13 protein-coding genes are annotated in these 17,308 nt (G+C 73.0%); 10 read left to right on the top strand and 3 right to left on the bottom strand.

Annotation, left to right across the window (positions count from 1 at the left end):
- Positions 1 to 24: 24 nt before the first annotated feature.
- A complete protein-coding gene (locus tag FB453_RS23520) occupies positions 25 to 4,695 on the bottom strand; it encodes an Lhr family helicase (protein WP_145793410.1) in 4,671 nt (1,556 codons plus the stop codon).
- Between the two features lie 177 nt (positions 4,696 to 4,872).
- Here FB453_RS23520 and FB453_RS23515 point away from each other — a divergent pair, with 177 nt between their 5' ends.
- The 10 genes from FB453_RS23515 to FB453_RS23470 all read left to right on the top strand — a co-directional run bounded on the left by FB453_RS23515 (position 4,873) and on the right by FB453_RS23470 (position 15,250).
- On the top strand, positions 4,873 to 5,259 hold the full coding sequence (locus FB453_RS23515) for a hypothetical protein (RefSeq protein WP_112586625.1): 387 nt from the start codon (positions 4,873 to 4,875) through the stop codon (positions 5,257 to 5,259).
- Between the two features lie 139 nt (positions 5,260 to 5,398).
- On the top strand, positions 5,399 to 8,233 hold the full coding sequence (locus tag FB453_RS23510; protein ID WP_145793408.1) for a Na+/H+ antiporter subunit A: 2,835 nt from the start codon (positions 5,399 to 5,401) through the stop codon (positions 8,231 to 8,233).
- A gap of 114 nt (positions 8,234 to 8,347) precedes the next feature.
- A complete protein-coding gene (locus tag FB453_RS23505) occupies positions 8,348 to 8,827 on the top strand; it encodes a Na(+)/H(+) antiporter subunit C (RefSeq protein ID WP_112606278.1) in 480 nt (159 codons plus the stop codon).
- A complete protein-coding gene (locus FB453_RS23500; protein WP_145793406.1) occupies positions 8,827 to 10,332 on the top strand; it encodes a Na+/H+ antiporter subunit D in 1,506 nt (501 codons plus the stop codon). Before FB453_RS23505 ends, FB453_RS23500 begins: the two co-directional genes overlap by 1 nt.
- A complete protein-coding gene (locus FB453_RS23495; RefSeq protein ID WP_145793404.1) occupies positions 10,329 to 10,940 on the top strand; it encodes a Na+/H+ antiporter subunit E in 612 nt (203 codons plus the stop codon). Before FB453_RS23500 ends, FB453_RS23495 begins: the two co-directional genes overlap by 4 nt.
- Positions 10,937 to 11,200 carry an MrpF/PhaF family protein gene (locus FB453_RS23490; protein WP_112586633.1) on the top strand — a complete coding sequence of 88 codons (264 nt, stop codon included), beginning with the start codon at positions 10,937 to 10,939 and terminating at the stop codon, positions 11,198 to 11,200. Before FB453_RS23495 ends, FB453_RS23490 begins: the two co-directional genes overlap by 4 nt.
- Complete coding sequence (gene mnhG, locus FB453_RS23485; protein WP_145793485.1) at positions 11,200 to 11,559, top strand: monovalent cation/H(+) antiporter subunit G; 360 nt, start codon at positions 11,200 to 11,202, stop codon at positions 11,557 to 11,559. Before FB453_RS23490 ends, mnhG begins: the two co-directional genes overlap by 1 nt.
- A 209-nt stretch (positions 11,560 to 11,768) precedes the next feature.
- Positions 11,769 to 13,124 carry a hemolysin family protein gene (locus tag FB453_RS23480; RefSeq protein WP_145793402.1) on the top strand — a complete coding sequence of 452 codons (1,356 nt, stop codon included), beginning with the start codon at positions 11,769 to 11,771 and terminating at the stop codon, positions 13,122 to 13,124.
- Positions 13,121 to 14,185 carry a hemolysin family protein gene (locus tag FB453_RS23475; protein ID WP_112676136.1) on the top strand — a complete coding sequence of 355 codons (1,065 nt, stop codon included), beginning with the start codon at positions 13,121 to 13,123 and terminating at the stop codon, positions 14,183 to 14,185. The genes FB453_RS23480 and FB453_RS23475 overlap by 4 nt, the downstream gene beginning before the upstream one ends.
- Before the next feature lie 132 nt (positions 14,186 to 14,317).
- Complete coding sequence (locus FB453_RS23470) at positions 14,318 to 15,250, top strand: sporulation protein (protein ID WP_145793399.1); 933 nt, start codon at positions 14,318 to 14,320, stop codon at positions 15,248 to 15,250.
- A gap of 110 nt (positions 15,251 to 15,360) precedes the next feature.
- Here the strand turns inward: FB453_RS23470 and leuE are convergent, their stop codons facing one another.
- Entirely contained in the window at positions 15,361 to 16,032 is a 672-nt protein-coding gene (leuE, locus tag FB453_RS23465; RefSeq protein ID WP_112586641.1) for a leucine efflux protein LeuE, read from the bottom strand.
- Positions 16,032 to 17,276, bottom strand: coding sequence for a bifunctional pyridoxamine 5'-phosphate oxidase family protein/GNAT family N-acetyltransferase (locus tag FB453_RS23460; RefSeq protein WP_145793397.1), 1,245 nt, complete (start codon positions 17,274 to 17,276; stop codon positions 16,032 to 16,034). Before FB453_RS23460 ends, leuE begins: the two co-directional genes overlap by 1 nt.
- Between the last annotated feature and the right edge of the window lie 32 nt (positions 17,277 to 17,308).

The following is a 17,308-nucleotide window of genomic DNA, read 5'->3' as shown; positions in this document are numbered from 1 at the left end:
GCCGGCGCGGGCCGGAAGGGTGGGTCAGCCGCGCAGGCGCAGGCCGCGGGGGGTGGCCCGGAAGCCGGCGGCGGTCAACGCGTCCCGCAGCGGCGACGAGTGCACCGCCTCGCCGTCGGCCCGCTCCACCGACATCGCGCCCAACGCCCCGGAGTGAACGGCGTCGGCGAGCGCCTTGCCGGCCGCGGCGAGCGTGTCGGTGTCGTCGGTGAACGAGAGCAGCGTCCGGCCGCCGCGTTCGACGTAGAGGACGAGGTCACCGCCGACCTGCACCACCAGGGCGCCCGCCTTGCGCCCGGCCCGGTGCCCGGTCGCCGGGGTGGCCCCGTCGCCGGAGTCGACCACCCGTTCCGGCCAGGGCAGCGCCGCACCGTACGGGTTGGCCGGGTCGGTCGCGGCGAGCACGGTGGCCACCGCGCCCCGACCCCGGGCACCGTCGGTCGGCTCGGCCAGCGCGCGCAGCCGGTCCACCGCACCGGGTACGGCGAACTGCGCCGCCCCGAGCCCTTCGACGAAGTAACCCCGGCGGGCCGCGCCGCGCTCCTCCAGCGCCGACAGCACCGGGTAGACCGCCGAGAACCCGCCGACCACCTGCTCGGCCATCACCGCGCCCCGAGTGACCACCCCGTGCCGCTCCAGCAGCAGGTCGGCGAGCGCGGCGGCACGCCGGGTCGGGTCGAGGTCCCGCTCCGGGAGCCGCGACCAGCGGCCGGCGACGGTCGGCGGACCACCCCGGGTCGGCAGCGCCACCCGACCGGGCCGCCGGTAACGGGTGCGGGGCGCGGACGGACGGGAGCGGTGCGCGCCGCCAGCACCGAGCACCGCCCGCAGCGGGGCGAGGGTGTCGTTGCTGAGGTGCCCGGCCCAGACCAGGTCCCAGATCACCCCGGTCAACGCGGCGTCGTCGGTCGAGCCGACCCGGTCGGCCAGTGGGCGGAAGAACAGCGCCTGCCCGTCGCCGAGCGCGTCGAGCACCGCGTCGTGCAGCGGGGTACGGGTCAACGCCTCGTCCGGCGGCGGCAGCAGCAGCGGCGCGGTGTCCGCGTACGCCAGGGTGACCCAGCCGTCGCCCCCAGAGATTGCGCCCGACCCTGCCCAGAGCACCTCCCCGCTGGCGCACAGCTCGTCGAGCTGGGCGGGGGAGTAGTCCGCGACCCGGGCGGGCAGCACCAACCGCTCCAGCGCGGACGCCGGCACCGCAGTGCCCTGCAACTGCTCCACAGTGGCGGCGAGCGCCTCGATGCCTCGGGCGGATGAGCCGACCTGCTGCCAGCGCGGCAGGAACGTCGCCAGCGCCCGGGGCGGCACCGGCTCGATCTCCCGGCGCAGCGCGGCGAGGGAGCGGCGGCGCAGCATCCGTAGCACCTCGGCGTCGCACCACTGGGCGCCGGCCGAATCCGGGGTGAACTCCCCGGAGACCACCCGCCCGGTGGCGCCGAGCCGGCGCAGCGCCTGCTCGACGACGAACACCCCGAGCCCGAACCGGGCCGCGCAGCTGGCCGCGGCGAACGGCCCGTGGGTGCGGGCGTAGCGGGCCACCAGGTCACCGAGCGGGTCGGCCACCGGGGCGAGGTACGCCTCGGCCACTCCCATCGGCAGCGCCACGCCGAGGGCGTCGCGCAGGCGGGCTGCGTCCTCGACGCCCACCCAGCGCTGCTCGCCCGCGATCCGGACCCGCAGGACCCGGCGGGTGGCCTCCAGCTCGCTGAGCCACGTCTCCGGCACTCCCCGCTCGGTCAACTCGGCGTCGCTCAGGTCACCGAGCACCCGCAGCAGCTCGACGACGTCCTCGGCGTCGCGGGCGCGGCGCTGATCGGTCAGCCACCGCAGCTGCCGGTCGGTCTCGGTGAGCACCGCCGGGTCGAGCAACTCCCGCAGGTCGACCCGGCCGAGCAGCTCGCCGAGGAGCGTGGAGTCGAGGGCGAGTGCGGCGGCGCGGCGCTCGGCCAGCGGGGCGTCGCCCTCGTAGAGGAACGCGCCGACGTAGCCGAAGAGCAGCGACCGCGCGAACGGCGACGGCGCGCTGGTCTCCACCTCGACCAGTCGCACCTTGCGGGTGGCCAGGTCGCGCATCAGCCCGGCCAGTGCCGGCTGGTCGAAGACGTCCTGGAGGCACTCCCGGGCGGCCTCCAGGGTGACCGGGAAGTCCGCGTACTCGCGGGCGACGTCGAGCAGTTGCGCGGCGCGTTGCCGTTGCTGCCAGAGCGGTTGGCGGCGGCGCGGGTCGCGGCGCGGCAGCAGCAGGGACCGGGCGGCGCACTCCCGGAAGCGGGCGGCGAAGAGGGCGGAGGTGCCGACCGACTCCTCCACGAGCTGGGTGATCTCGTCGGGCTCGAAGACCACCACGTCGGCGCCGGGGGGCTCGTCGGCGGTGTCCGGAAGTCGCACCACGATGCCGTCGTCGGAGGGCATCACCTGGGCGTCCACCCCGTACCGCTCGGCCAGCCGGCGGCCCACCGCGAGGGCCCACGGCCCGTTGACCCGGGCACCGAGCACGCTGTGCACGGCCAGCCGCCAGTCACCCAGCTCGTCGCGGAACCGCTCGACCACTACCGTGCGGTCGTCGGGCAGCGAGCGGGTGGCCTCCCGCTGCTCGCGCAGGTAGGCCATCAGGTTGCCGGCGGCCCAGTCGTCCAGCCCGCCGTCGCGCAACGCGGCCAGAGCCGCCTCGTCGGTCTGGCGCAGCAGGGTGCGCACCCGGGCGCCGATGGCCCGGCCCAGCTCCACCGGCCGACCGAGCTGGTCGCCCTTCCAGAACGGCATGCGCGCGGCCTGCCCCGGGGCGGGCGAGACCAGCACCCGGTCCGGAGTGATCTCCTCGATCCGCCAGGAGGACGAACCGAGCAGGAAGACGTCGCCGACCCGGGACTCGTAGACCATCTCCTCGTCCAGCTCGCCGACCCGGGCGGCCCGCTCGGCGCCGGCCAGGAACACCCCGAACAGACCCCGGTCGGGAATGGTGCCGCCGCTGGTCACCGCGAGTCGCTGCGCGCCGGGGCGGCCGGTGAGCAGGTCGGTGGCCCGGTCCCAGACCAGTCGGGGGCGCAGCTCGGCGAAGGCGGTGGACGGGTAGCGGCCGGAGAGCATGTCCAGCACGGCGTGCAGCGCCGAGTCGGGCAGCTCGGCGAAGGGCGCGGCCCGGCGGACCAGCACGGCCAGGTCGCCGAGCGCCCACGGCTCCAGCGCCACCATCGCGACGATCTGCTGGGCCAGCACGTCCAGTGGGTTGCGCGGGTAGTGCAGCTCCTCGATCGCGCCGTCGGTCATCCGCTCGGCGACCACCGCGCAGGAGAGCAGGTCGCCGCGGTGCTTGGGGAAGACCACCCCCCGGGAGACGGCGCCCACCTGGTGCCCGGCCCGGCCGACCCGTTGCAGGCCGGCGGCCACGCTGGGCGGCGCCTCGATCTGCACCACCAGGTCGACCGCGCCCATGTCGATGCCGAGCTCCAGGCTGGAGGTGGCGACCACCGCCGGGAGTTGACCGGACTTGAGCGCCTCCTCGATGTGCTTGCGCTCCTCCCGGGAGACGCTGCCGTGGTGGGCGCGGGCGATCACGGGCGGCGCGCCGGTGGCCGCGCCGGACTGGGCCATCACCTCGGCCGGCGGCCGGTTGCGCAGGGGACCGGCGGGGCCACCCCAGCGCTGCGCGCCGGACGTCGGGCCGTCGTCGCCCGCCGGGTCGTCGCCGGCAGGCAACCCCTCCGGTACGCCGATCGCGCCCTCGTCCGACGCGGATGCGGCCACCGCCTCGGCGGCCAGCTCGTTGAGGCGGGCGCAGAGTCGCTCGGCACTGCGCCGGGAGTTGGTGAAGACGATGGTCGAGCGGTGCTGCCCGATGAGGGTGAAGACCCGCTCCTCCACGGCTGGCCAGATCGACGCCCGACGTGGCCCGGGGCCGCCGAGGTCGTCCTCCGGTGGCTGCTCCTGCTCGTCCAGGCGGGTCATGTCCTCCACCGGGACCTCCACGCTGACCTCGATGGTCTTCGGGGTTGCCGGCTGCACCACGTCGACCGGGCGGGCGCCGCCGAGGAACTGCGCGCAGGCGTCGATCGGTCGGACGGTGGCCGAGAGGCCGATGCGCTGCGCCGGGGTGGGCAGCAACTCGTCGAGGCGTTCGAGGGAGAGGGCGAGGTGGGCGCCGCGTTTGCTGCCGGCCACCGCGTGCACCTCGTCGACGATCACCGTCTGGACGCCACGCAGCGAGTCGCGAGCCGCGGACGTGAGCAGCAGGAACAGCGACTCGGGCGTGGTGATGAGGATGTCCGGCGGGGTGCGGGCGAAGGCTCGTCGCTCGTCGGCGGGCGTGTCGCCGGTGCGCATGCCGACGGTGATGTCGGGCGGTGCGACGCCCAGCCGGGTGGCCGCCTGCCGGATGCCGGCCAGCGGGGCCCGCAGGTTGCGCTCCACGTCGACGGCGAGGGCCTTGAGCGGGCTGACGTAGAGCACGCGGCACCGCTGGCGGGCCTCGGCCGGTGCTGGCTCGCGGGCGAGCCGGTCCAGTGACCAGAGGAAGGCCGCGAGCGTCTTGCCCGAGCCGGTGGGCGCCACCACGAGCGCGTTGCGGCCGGCGGCGACCGACCGCCAGGCGCCGGTCTGCGCGGCGGTCGGGGCGGCGAAGGCGTTGTCGAACCAGGCACGGGTGGCCGGGCCGAACCCGTCCAGCACCGCGCCGGCGTCTGCGTCTGCCCCGGTCACCGGTCCATCGTGCCCCGCCGGTCCGACATCCACGAGCGGCCCACGACGGAATAGGCCCGCAAAAGGCAAAAAGCGTGGAACGTGCGCTTAATACGTTAAGTCTCACTTAACTGCTTGCTTCTAAGGAGCAACATAAAGTAACTTCACTCGCAACGCGAACCGGGGTGAGGGGATTTGATGGCCGGCGAGCAGCGCACCGTCGAACCGGGCACCGACGTGCTGATTCGCAAGGTCGACAGCCACCTCGCCGCGCTCCGCACCGGCCTGCACGGCCCCGAGCTCGAGCTCGCCGAACGCCTCGCCCACTGTCTTCGCGAGATGGTTCTCTGCACCGCCCAGGCCAGCGCCGCCGACCGGGGGCAGGTCCGCGTTGCCGTGCACTACTTCGTGCTGCGTCGCGAGAGCCGTGGCCGCCTGCTGTCGGTGCGGTCGCTGACCGCCGCCGAGCGGGTGGTCGACCGGGTCGCCCGCCAACTCGGCCGCCTCGACCTGCTGGCCGAGCTACGCCGCGACCGTCCCACCCCCGACGACGCGCAACCCCTCAACAACGCCCTGCTGCGCTGACGACGCCGCACCCCCAGCTTTGGCTGGGGCTGGGTGGGCGAATTCTGGCAAAACCGCCCGGCGGGGGAGGAACTGGCGTCTGATCGCTGCTAGGCGCCACCGCTGCCACGGGCGTCGGCCATGTCGATCGGGAGTGCAGGTGCTGGTACTGCTCATCCTCCATCTCGTGGCGGCCCTCGCCGCGCCCCTGCTCGTCCGCTGGTGGGGTCCGCGCGCGTGCTACCCGCTGGCGCTCGCGCCGGCCGCCGCGTTCTGCTGGGCGGTGGCCCGCACCCCGGCCGTCGCCGACGGCGGGGCGGTGGTCGAGACGTACCCGTGGATCCGGCAGTTGGGCCTCGACATCGCGTTCCGGCTCACCACGCTGTCCTGGCTGATGACGCTGCTGATCGGCGGCGTCGGCGCGTTGGTGCTGGTCTACAGCGCCCGCTACTTCAGCGCCGGCTCCATCGGGCTGGCGCAGTTCGCCGCGATCCTGGTCGCCTTCGCGGGCGCGATGCTCGTCCTGGTCTTCGCCGACGACCTGCTGCTGCTCTACGTCGGCTGGGAGCTGACCACGATCTTCTCGTACCTGCTGATCGGGCACAGCACCGAACGGCGGTCCAGCCGCTGGGCGGCGGCGCAGGCGTTGACAGTCACCACGCTGGGCGGCCTCGCCATGCTGGTCGGCTTCATCATGCTCGGCGAGCACGCCGGCACCTACCGCTGGTCGGAGATCAGCGCGCAGCCGCTGCCCGGCGGCGGGTACCTGGTGGGCGCCGTGCTGCTGATCCTGGCCGGTGCGCTGTCCAAGTCGGCGGTGCTGCCGTTCAGCTCGTGGCTCCCGGTGGCGATGGCGGCACCCACGCCGGTCAGCGCCTACCTGCACGCCGCCGCCATGGTCAAGGCCGGCGTCTACCTGGTCGGGCTGCTCGCCCCGGTGCTCGCGACGGTCGGCCCGTGGCGACCGCTGGTGCAGGTCGCCGGCGTGGCGACCATGCTGCTCGGCGGGTGGGCAGCGCTGCGCCAGACCGACCTCAAGCTGCTGCTGGCGTACGGGACGGTCAGTCAGCTCGGCCTGCTGGTGGCGGTGACCGGCTCGGGCACCCCGGACGCCGCGCTGGCCGGCACCGCGATGCTGCTGGCGCATGCCCTGTTCAAGGCGGCGCTGTTCCTGGTCGTCGGCATCATCGACCACGGTGCCGGCACCCGTGACCTGCGCGAGCTGTCCGGGCTGCGGCAATGGTCCCGGCCGCTGTTCGTGGTCGCCGTGCTGGCCGCGGCGTCGATGGCCGGTGTGCCGCCGCTGGTCGGCTTCGTGGCCAAGGAGGCGGTGTTCGGGGCGTTCACCGATCAGCCCGTGCTCCTCGCCGGCCTGGTCGTCGGGACGGTGCTCACCGTCGCGTACAGCGCCCGCTTCCTCTGGGGCGCGTTCGCCGACCGGCCGGGTGTGGCGCCGGTCCCGCCGGGATCGATCGCCGCGTCGATGCTGGTCCCGCCCGCGGTGCTCGCCGGTGTCGGTCTGCTCGCCGGTCCGGCCGCGAGCGTGCTCGACGACCTGCTGCGCCCGTACGCCGATCTGCTCGGCGGGGTCGACGCGCACCTGGCGCTCTGGGCCGGACCGACCCCGGCGCTCGGCCTGTCCGTGCTGGCGCTCGTCGGCGGCGGCCTGCTCTTCGTCGTGCGCGGGCCGCTCGCCCCGGTGCTGGCCCGGCTCCGATCACCGGTGAGTGGAAACCAGGGGTACGAGTGGGTCATCGGCCGGTTCGACCGGCTGGCCATCGAGGTCACCGGCGCGACCCAGCGCGGCTCACTGCCGCAGTATCTGGGCATCATCCTGGTCACCCTGGTGCTGGTGCCGGGTGCGGCGATGCTCTCCGCCAGCCCCTGGCGGGCGCGGATTCCGCTCTGGGACAGCCCTCTGCAACCGGTGGTCGTCGTGGTGATCACGGTGGCGGCGGTGCTGGCGGTCGGTGCCCGTCGCCGGCTGACCGCGATGCTGCTGGCGGGCATGACCGGCTACGGCACGGCGATGTTGTTCGTGCTGCACGGAGCGCCCGACCTGGCGCTCACCCAGTTTCTGGTGGAAACCTCGACGATCGCGGTCTTCGTGCTGGTGCTGCGTCGCCTGCCGGAGCGGTTCTCGGCCCGCCCGCTGCGCCGTACCCGCTGGGCCCGCCGGGTGATCGGGGTGGCGGCGGGTCTGGTGGCCGCCGGGTTGGCCCTCACCGCCGTCGGCGCCCGCCGGGCACCGGACATCTCCGCCGCCTTCCCCGACCTGGCGGTGGCGCACGGGTATGGCCGCAACGTGGTCAACGTGACCCTTGTCGACATCCGGGCCTGGGACACGATGGGCGAGCTGGCGGTGCTGGTGGTGGCCGCGACCGGGGTGGCCAGCCTGATCTTCGAGCGCTCCCGCACCGGGCCGCGGCCGCGCCGGCCCGAGTCCGAGCAGGGGGTGGGTGGACGCGGCCGGCCGGTCTGGCTGCGCGGTGGCCCCACCCTCTACGAGGAGCGCCGCTCGATCGTGTTGGAGGTGGTCATCAGGCTGATCTTCCACACCGTGGTGCTGTTCTCGCTGTTCCTGCTCTTCTCCGGGCACAACGCGCCGGGTGGCGGGTTCGCCGGCGGGTTGGTGGCGGGTCTCGCCCTGGTGGTGCGCTATCTGGCCGGCGGCCGTTACGAGCTGACCGAGGCGGCGCCGATCGGCGCCGGCGCGATTCTCGGCGCCGGGCTGGCCGTGGCTGTCGGCAGTGGCGTGGTGGCGCTGCTGGTCGGCGGGTCGGTGCTGGAGAGCGCGAAGGTCGACCGAGCCCTGCCACTGGTCGGCGACGCCCATCTGGTCACGTCGCTCTTCTTCGACATCGGCGTGTACCTGGTCGTGATCGGGTTGGTGCTGGACATCCTGCGCAGCCTCGGTGCCGAGGTGGACCGGCACATCGAGGCCACCGGAACGGCCACCGGCGGGTTAACCGTCGACAAGGGGGACCGGGCGTGAGGGCGAGGAGTGAGCCGGGTTTGCGAGCCCCGCAGTCGCGAACAGAGGTGGCACGGTGAGCGCGAGGAGTGAGCCGGGTTTGCGAGCCCCGCAGTCGCGAACAGAGGTGGCACTGTGACGCGGAGCGGTGCGGGGCCGACGTTGGTGCTGGTGCTGGCCGTCGCGGTGCTGGTCGGGTGCGGGGTGATCCTGCTGTTGGAGCGCAGCCTGACCCGGATCCTGCTGGGTGTGGTCATGCTCGGCAACGGTGTGAACCTGTTGATCCTGTTGGGCGGGCGGTCGGGCGGGGCGCCGATCGTCGGCACGGGCCCGGTGGAGCGGATGAGTGACCCGCTGCCGCAGGCGATGGTGTTGACCTCCATCGTGATCACCTTCGGGTTCACCGCGTTCCTGCTCGCGGTGGCGTACCGCAGCTGGTATCTCTCCGGCGACGACGAGGTGCCCGACGACCTGGAGGATCGGCAGATCATCCGGCAGGCCGGGCGCAACGAGGCGGGTGCCGTCGATCTCGGTGGGGAGGGCCCGAACGGCGACCCGGAACAGGTCGATCCCGAGCCGGCCCGCCGCCGGTTACGACACGGGGACGAGTCGTGATGCGCACCCTGGTGCCACTGCCGGTGGTGGTGCCGCTGCTCGGTGCGGCGCTGACCCTGCTGCTGGCCGGAAAGCCGCGAATCCAGCGCGCGATCAGTGTGCTGTGTCTGAGCGGCACGCTCACGGTGGCGGTGCTGCTGCTGGTGCAGGCGTACCGGCACGGGCCGGTGGTGGTGGCCGTCGGGGGCTGGCCGGCGCCGGTCGGCATCGTGCTGGTGGCCGATCAACTGGCCGCGCTGATGCTGGTGGTCTCCTCGGCGGTGACCCTCTGCGTGCTGCTGTACTCGATCGGCCAGGGTCAGAGCGACACCAGCGAGAGCTCGCCGGTGTCGATCTTCCACCCGACGTATTTGGTGCTCACCGCCGGCGTCACCAACGCGTTCCTGGCCGGTGACCTGTTCAACATCTTCGTCGGGTTCGAGATCCTGCTGGCCGCCAGTTTCGTGCTGATCACCCTGGGGGGCACCGAGACCCGGATCCGGACCGGTTCGACGTACGTGGTGGTCAGCATCCTCTCCTCGATGATCTTCCTGACCTCGGTGGGTCTGGTGTACGCGGCCACCGGCACGCTCAATCTCGCCCAGCTCGCCCAGCGCCTCGACGACCTGCCCGACGGTGTCCGGCTGGCCCTGGAGCTGATGTTGCTGCTGGCCTTCGCGATCAAGGCGGCGGTCTTCCCCCTGTCGGCCTGGCTGCCGGACAGCTACCCCACGGCGCCGGCTCCGGTCACGGCCGTCTTCGCGGGTCTGCTCACCAAGGTGGGCGTGTACGCGATCATCCGTACCGAGACGTTGCTGTTTCCCGGTGGGCGTGCCCACATCCTGCTCATGGTCGTCGCCGGGCTGACCATGGTGATCGGCATCCTCGGTGCGGTGGCCCAGTCCGACCTGAAGCGACTCTTCTCGTTCACCCTGGTCAGTCACATCGGCTACATGATCTTCGGGGTGGCGTTGAGCACCGCCGCCGGCCTCGCCGGCGCGATCTTCTACGTGGTGCACCACATCACCATCCAGACCACGCTGTTCCTCGTCGCCGGCCTGGTCGAGGAGCGTGCCGGCAGCACCGACCTGCGTCGTATCGGCGGGTTGGCCCGGGTGGCACCGCTGCTGGGTGTGCTCTTCTTCATCCCGGCCATGAACCTCGCCGGAGTGCCACCGTTCTCCGGCTTCCTCGGCAAGCTCGGCCTGCTCCAGGCCGGGGTGGCGGCCGGCGGGCCGCTGCCCGGGGTGCTGGTCGCGGCTGGCACCCTGACCAGCCTGCTCACCCTCTACGTGGCGTCCCGGGTGTGGAACATCGCCTTCTGGCGCGCGCCCCGGCTGGCCACCAGCGAACCGGTCGTCCAGTTGCCGAGGCTGATGGTGGGCGCCACAGTGGCCCTGGTCGCCCTCGGGCTGGCGCTGACCGTGCTGGCCGGTCCGCTCTTCGACGTCACCGCCGACGCGGCCGCGGACCTGCGGCTGCGCACCCCGTACGTCCGTGCCGTGCTGCCGGGCGGTGTGCCGTGACCGGCTCCGCGGAGCCGGCTCCCGACGCCCCCGGGCCCTCCGTGGTGGGTCGGGGCCGGATCGGGCGCTGGCGGGACCAGGCGGTGGCGCTCGGGTGGCTGGTGGTGGTCTGGAACCTGCTCTGGGGCGACATCAACTGGGCCAACCTGGTCGGTGGCCTGCTGGTGGGTGCGGCAGTGCTGGTGTTCTACCCGCTGCCGGCGGTCAGCTTCGGTGGCCGGTTGCGACCGTGGGCGCTGCTGGTGTTCGCGGGCCGGTTCGCCGTCGAGCTGGTCAGCGCGAGCCTGCACGTCGCCCGGATCGCCGTGCAGCCCGGCTACCGACCCCGCGGGGCGATCATCGCGGTCCGGTTGCGGGTGCCCACCGACCTGAACCTGGCACTCACCGCCGAGGCGGTCTCGTTGGTGCCGGGCACGTTGATCCTCGAGGTGGACCGGGACTCCGGAACGCTCTACCTGCACGTCCTGGACACCCACAACCCCGGGGACCTGGACGCGGCCCGGGACCGCACGCTCACCATCGAGCGGCGAATCGTCCGCGCGGTCGGCTCCGCCACCGAACTGCGCCACCTCGACGTCACCTCACCCGAGAAGGGAACCCGCCCGTGACCACCTTCCTGGCCGTCGTCCTCACCGCACTGCTGTCGGTCACCGCGCTCCTCGCGCTGACCCGCCTCTACCGGGGCCCGTCACTGGTGGACCGGGTGATCGCCGCGGACATGCTGCTCGCCACGATGGTCGGCGCGGTGGGCGCGGAGGCGGCGGTCAACCGGCACGCCACCACGCTGCCCGTGCTTGTGGTGCTCTCCCTGCTCGGCTTCGTGGGTTCGGTGTCGCTGGTCCGCTTCGCCGTCCGGGAGCAGCAGTGATCGCGACGATCGCGGACTGGCTCGGTGCCGGTTGTCTGGTGGCCGGTGCGCTGCTCGCCCTGGCCGCCGGGATCGGCGTACTGCGTTTCCCGGACGCGCTGTCCCGGATGCACGCGGCCACCAAGCCGCAGGTGCTGGGGGTGCTCCTGCTGCTGCTGGGCATCGCGTTGCGGCTGCGGTCCCCGGCCGACCTGGGCATGATCCTGCTGGTGGCGGTCTTCCAGTTGGCGACCGCGCCGGTGGCGGCGCAGATGATCGGGCGGGCCGCGTACCGGTCGGGGCGGCTCGACCGGAGCCTGCTCGACGCCGATGAGCTGGCCGAGCGCGGACAGGGCAGCGGGCCGGCGGGGCCGGCGTGACGACCGCCAGGCGGCGGGCCGACGTGACCACCGGCCGACGTCCGCTGAACCGGACGTTCCGCTCCTTCGGCCCACCCCCAGCGGAGTCCCAGCCAGCGCCGATAAAATGACGGCATGATCGACTCTTCTGCCCAGGAGGGCAGCAGTAGCCAGCCGGGTCGTGCCCGGCATATCCCCGTACCGACGACCCCGGGAGCCCTGAGCGACCCGTGTTGATCGTCGTTGGTCTCCTACTGATCACTCTTCTCACTGCCGCCACCGGCTACTTCGTGGCGCAGGAGTTCGGCTACGTCGCCGTGGACCGGGGCAAGCTGCGCCAGCTCGCCGATGACGGCGATCAGGCCGCCGCCCGGGCCCTGACCGTCACCAGCCGGCTCTCCTTCATGCTCTCCGGTGCCCAACTGGGCATCACCGTCACCGCGCTACTGGTCGGCTACGTCGCCGAGCCGTACCTGGGCGGTGGCCTCGCCGACCTGCTCGGCCTGGCCGGCGTCAGCGAGGCGGTCAGCCTGCCGCTGTCGGTGGCGTTGGCCCTGGTCATCGCCACCATCGTGCAGATGGTCCTCGGTGAGCTGGCCCCGAAGAACCTGGCCATCGCCCGGGCCGAGCAACTGGCCCGGGCGCTGAGCCGCTCCACCCTGATCTACCTGGCCGTCGCCGGGCCGCTGATCCACCTCTTCGACCGGGCCTCGGTACGCCTGCTGCGCCGGATCGGCATCGAGCCGATCGAGGAGCTGCCCAGCGGCGCCACCCCGGCGGACCTGGAACAGATCATCGCCGAGTCCCGCGAGGAGGGCAGCCTCGACGCCGAGATGTCCACGCTGCTCGACCGAGGTCTGGACTTCCGTGAGCTGACCGCCGGCGAGGCCATGGTGCCACGCGTCGACGTGCACACCGTGCGGGCGCACGAACCGGTGAGCCGGGTGGTCGAGCTGCTGGACACCGGCCACTCCCGCTTCCCGGTACGCGGTGCGGAGGGTGTCGACGACCTGCTCGGCATCGTCGGCATCGCCGACGTGCTCGGCGTACCCCCGGGGGAGCGGGCCACCACCCCGGTGAGCGCGGTGGCCGGGCCGCCGCTGCTCGTACCGGAGACGTTGCCCCTGCCCACGGTGCTCGACCGCCTGCGGTCCGGGCACCGTCAGATGGCGTGCGTGGTCGACGAGTACGGCGGCTTCGCCGGCGTCATCACGCTGGAGGACATCGCCGAGGAGCTGGTCGGCCCGATCCGCGACGAGGACGACCCACCGGAGCGGGCACCGGCCCGGCAGGACGACGGGTCCTGGGTGGTGCCGGCCCGCTGGCGGATCGACGAGGTCGCCGACAGCACCGGCATCGCCCTGCCCGAGGCCCCCGAGTACGACACCCTGTCCGGGTTGGTGATGCGGGAGCTGGGCCGGGTGCCCGAGGTCGGTGACCGGCTGGAGATCAGCCTGCAACCCGAGGGGGCGGACGGCGAGGACAACGAGGCGGAGCCCCGGGCCCTGGTCGAGGTGCTGGCCGTCGACCGGCACGTGGCCGACTCGGTGCGGTTGCAGCTGACCAAACCCGAGGTGACCGCATGAGCCCCGGGATCGCCCTGTTCAGTTCGGTGATCCTGCTGGCACTGAACGGGTTCTTCGTGGCCGCCGAGTTCGCCCTGGTGGCCAGCAAGCGCTACCGCCTGGAGCAGGCGGCGGCGAACGGTGGTCGGGCCGCACGGGCCGCGCTGGATGGCGTCCGCGAGCTGTCGCTGATGCTGGCCGGCGCGCAGCTCGGGATCACGCTGTGCACCCTGGGTCTCGGCGCGCTGGCCGAGCCGGCGATCGAGCATCTGCTCAGCCCTCTGCTGCACGCGGTGGGCCTACCGGACGCGGCCAGTCACCTGGTCGCCCTGGTCTTCGCCCTCGGGGTGGTGACCTTCCTGCACCTGGTGGTGGGGGAGATGGCACCGAAGTCGTGGGCGATCACCGACGCGGAGCGCTCGGCGACGCTGCTCGCGTTGCCGTTCCGCGCCTTCGCCCGGGTCTCCCGGCCGGTGCTCTCCGCGCTGAACGCCCTGGCCAACGCGATCCTGCGGCTGTTCGGCGTCAACCAGCAGGACCAGCTCGCCCAGGTGCACGGCCCGGACGAGCTCCGGATCCTGCTGGAGCAGTCCCGTGAGCACGGGCTGCTCGGTGCCGAGCAGCACCAACTGCTGACCAGCATGCTGGAGTTGCAGGGCACGTCGGTGGCGCAGGTGATGGAACCGTTCGCCACCATGGTCACCGTCCGCCGGGACGACCCGGCCGAGCGGATCGAAGAGGTCAGCCGGGACAGCGGCCGATCCCGGCTCGCGGTACTCGACGAGGCGGGCGACGTGTGCGGGCTCGTGCACGTCCGGGAGGCGGTGCGGGTGGTCACCACCGGCCGCGTGGCCACCGCCGGGGAGCTGATGACCCCCGCGTTCACGCTGCCCGCGACGTCCTCGGTCACCGAGGCGGTGGCGGCGATGCGGGCCCGGCAGTCGCAGCTCGCGTTGGTCCGCAACGGCGGTGGCCCGGCCCGGCCGATCGGCTTCGTGGCCCTGGAGGACCTCCTGGAGGAGGTCATCGGGGAGTTCGACGACGAGACCGACACGGTCCCGCGCGGGCGTCGTTTGCGCTGATCTGTCGACCCGGCCGCACTGACGAGGTGCGGCCGGGTCAACGCTCGACACGGCAGCGGGCTTGAGCCGACCCCGACCGGGTAGGCGCGCCTGGTGGGGCCGGCGGGGCCCCGTCCGGGGAGGGGGCGCGCGGTGCGGCTGACGGGAGTGTCCCCGGAGTCCGGTGGCACCGGGCTTTCCGTGCAGACCACGCTGCCCAACCCGAGTACCCGACCGGGCCTGCGCCTGCCCGGGCGGGTGACCCTCGCGGCCGGCCCGGAGGACGTGCTGGTGCGGCACATCCGGCTCGGCCTCGTCACCACTGTCGAGCCGGACGACCCGGCCGCGGCCCGACGTCTCGTGCAGTTCCACCACCTGCCGATCGCCGGCCGGTTCGTCGTACCGGCCGGTCGGCGGCGGGCTGTCGACTTCGCGTTCCCGCTGCCGTGGGAGACCCCGGTGACCACCTTCGGTGGGGTGCCGCTGCTCAGCCTGCGGATGGGTCTGCGGACCGAGGTGTCGCTCGACCCCGACCTTGACCAGGGGGCCATGGTGCCGGTCTTCGTGCATCCGCTCCCCACCCAGCAGCACGTGCTGGCGGCGCTGGACACGCTCGGCTTCATGATCCGTCAGTCCGGGTTGCAGGAGGGCGGGTTGCCGGGGGTGGAACACACCCTGCCGTTGCACCAACGCTGGGGCTACTGGGTGGGGCCGCTCTACGCCGGCCCGATCACCGAGCTGGAGGTGATCTTCGTGACTAACTCGGCGGGCCTGGAGGCGATCCTCTGGATGGATCGCCGGCTGGCGCTGGCCGGAATCACCCACCAGAGCATCAGCAGGTTCCGGGTCTGGCACGAGGACGCCGGCCGGCGGGACTGGGTGGCCACCGTGGACGGCTGGATCCGCCAGGCGATCAACCGGCACGCCGCCGCGGCCGCGCACGCCGACTGGTCCGCGCAGATCGCGGGGTCGGCTCACGTCAGCCGCCACCCCGACGAGCCGGTTCGACCGGGTTACGGCCTGGGCGGCACCGCCGGCGGTGCCGGTGTGGGAGGAGGAGGCTCCGGCGGCGGCGACGGCACCTGACCCCGCGCCCCGCCCCCGCCCTCTCACCCCCCGCGATCTTGCAGTTTCTGCGGCGACAAAACGGCTCAGAGTGCGCGTTTCGACGACCGAAAGTGCAAGATCCCGGCGGACTAGCCGGCGCTGGCGGTGGCCAGCTTGAGGCTGAAGGCCAGGAAGAGGGCGGCCACGGCGGTGGTGCCACCCGCCGCCAGGCGGCGACGTTGGCGGAACTGGGCGGCCAGGAAGGTGCCCGCGAAGATCAACGCGGTCAGGTAGAGCGCGCTGGTCACCTGCGCAATCAGCCCGAGCAGCAGGAACGACAGTGCCGGCCAGGCGTAACCGGGGTCGACGAACTGGATGAAGAACGAGATGAAGAACAGGATCGCCTTCGGGTTCAGCAGGCTGATCACCAGCGCCTTGCGGAACGGGCTGCGCATCGCCGCCGGCTCCGCGGCGTCGATGAGCCGCGGCGTGCTCGGATCGTTGCGGTCGCGCCAGCGCCGCACGGCTCCGAGCAGCATGGTCACCCCGACATAACCGAGGTACGCGGCACCGGCGTACTTGATCACCATGAACAGCGGCGGGTACGCCTTGAGCAGCGATGCCACCCCGGCGGCGGAGAGGAACATCAGCACCCCGTCGCCGACGAACACGCCACCGGCGGCCCGGTAGCCGACCGCGGCGCCCCGCTTGGCCGCGGTGGAGAGCACGAAGAGTGAGTTCGGCCCGGGCAGCAGGATGATGGCCACGGTGCCCAGCACGTACGTCCAGATGTCGGTGATCCCCAGCACGCCCGCCATCATCACGCCACCGGTGCCGTCCGCAGAAGTCTTTCTCGCAGCCTGGCCTGTGCGTTCGGCCACTCGTCGACGGTCATCGCGTACTGCACGGTGTCCCGCCAGGAGCCGTCCGGGCGCTGTCGGTGCATCCGCAGCACCCCCTCCCGGGTCGCGCCGAGTCGTTCGATGGCTGCCTGGGAGCGAACGTTGCGGATGTCGGTGTGCCAGGCGACCCGAACCGCGCCCAGGTCGTCGAAGGCCCGGCTGAGCAGCAGCAACTTCGCCTCGGTGTTGATCCCGGTACGCCACCAGGGCCGGCCGAGGAAGGTGTGCCCGATGGCCACCGCCCGCCGCTCCGGGTCGATGTCGTAGTAGGAGGTGCTGCCCACCACCGCCCCGGTCGCCGCGCACCGCTGCACCCAGGCCACCCTCTCGCCCCGGTGCTGGGCGGCCAGGGCGGTGCTGATCACCTCGGCGGTTTCGGCGGGGGCGGTGGGCGGCGCGACGCTGAGGTGCCGCCACACCTCAGGGTCCGCGGTGGCGGCGTGCAACTCGTCGGTGTGCGCCAGCTCCAGCGGCTCCAGCCGAACGTGCTCGCCGTGCAGCGGCACCGGGTCGTGCCAGGGCGTGCGGGGCGTCCGCAGGTACGCCGGCAGCGGCGCGGTGACCCCGGCGTCCGGCTCGGGTGCCCCGGCGGTCAGGCGCAGGGGCAGCACGCCGGCCCAGTGCGGCAGGTGCAGGTCGGCCTCGTCCTCGCGGACCCCGCCGGTGCGGGCCCGGACGGACACCTCGCGCAGTGGCAGTGCCAGTACGGCGGTCTCGGCCAATTCGCGGCGGCTGGGCGGACGGGTGGCGGTGCTGCGTCCCACGCCGACCTTCTCGACCAGCGCGGTGAGCATGGCGAGCTTCTCCCGCTCGTCGGTGACCAGTCGGGCGGTGCCGTGCGCGACGACCGAGCGGTAGTTGGCACTGTGGTGGAACTGGGAACGGGCGTAGACCAGCCCGTCGAGCACTGTCACCGCGACGCAGACCGGCAACCCGTCGTCGCCCCGGGCGGCGAGCAGCGGCCGACTGCCGGTGGAGCCGTGCAGGTAGAGCGTGTCGCCGATGCGGACGTGGAGGGTGGGCAGCACCCGTGGCTGCCCGTCGACGGTGAAGCTGAGCGCGCAGTCGTACGCCTCGTCGAGCACGGCGTGGGCTGCGGCCTGGTCGTAGCTCATCTTATCGCGGGAACGGTGGGGTGTGGTCCGGGCGGTGGGTGGATACATGCGCGCGCCCCTTTGTTCTAGTACAATCCCTG

The organism is Micromonospora sp. CNZ322 (assembly GCF_007827755.1).
Note: the sequence above shows the minus strand (reverse complement) of the source record. Positions and strands in the feature narration are given on the sequence as shown.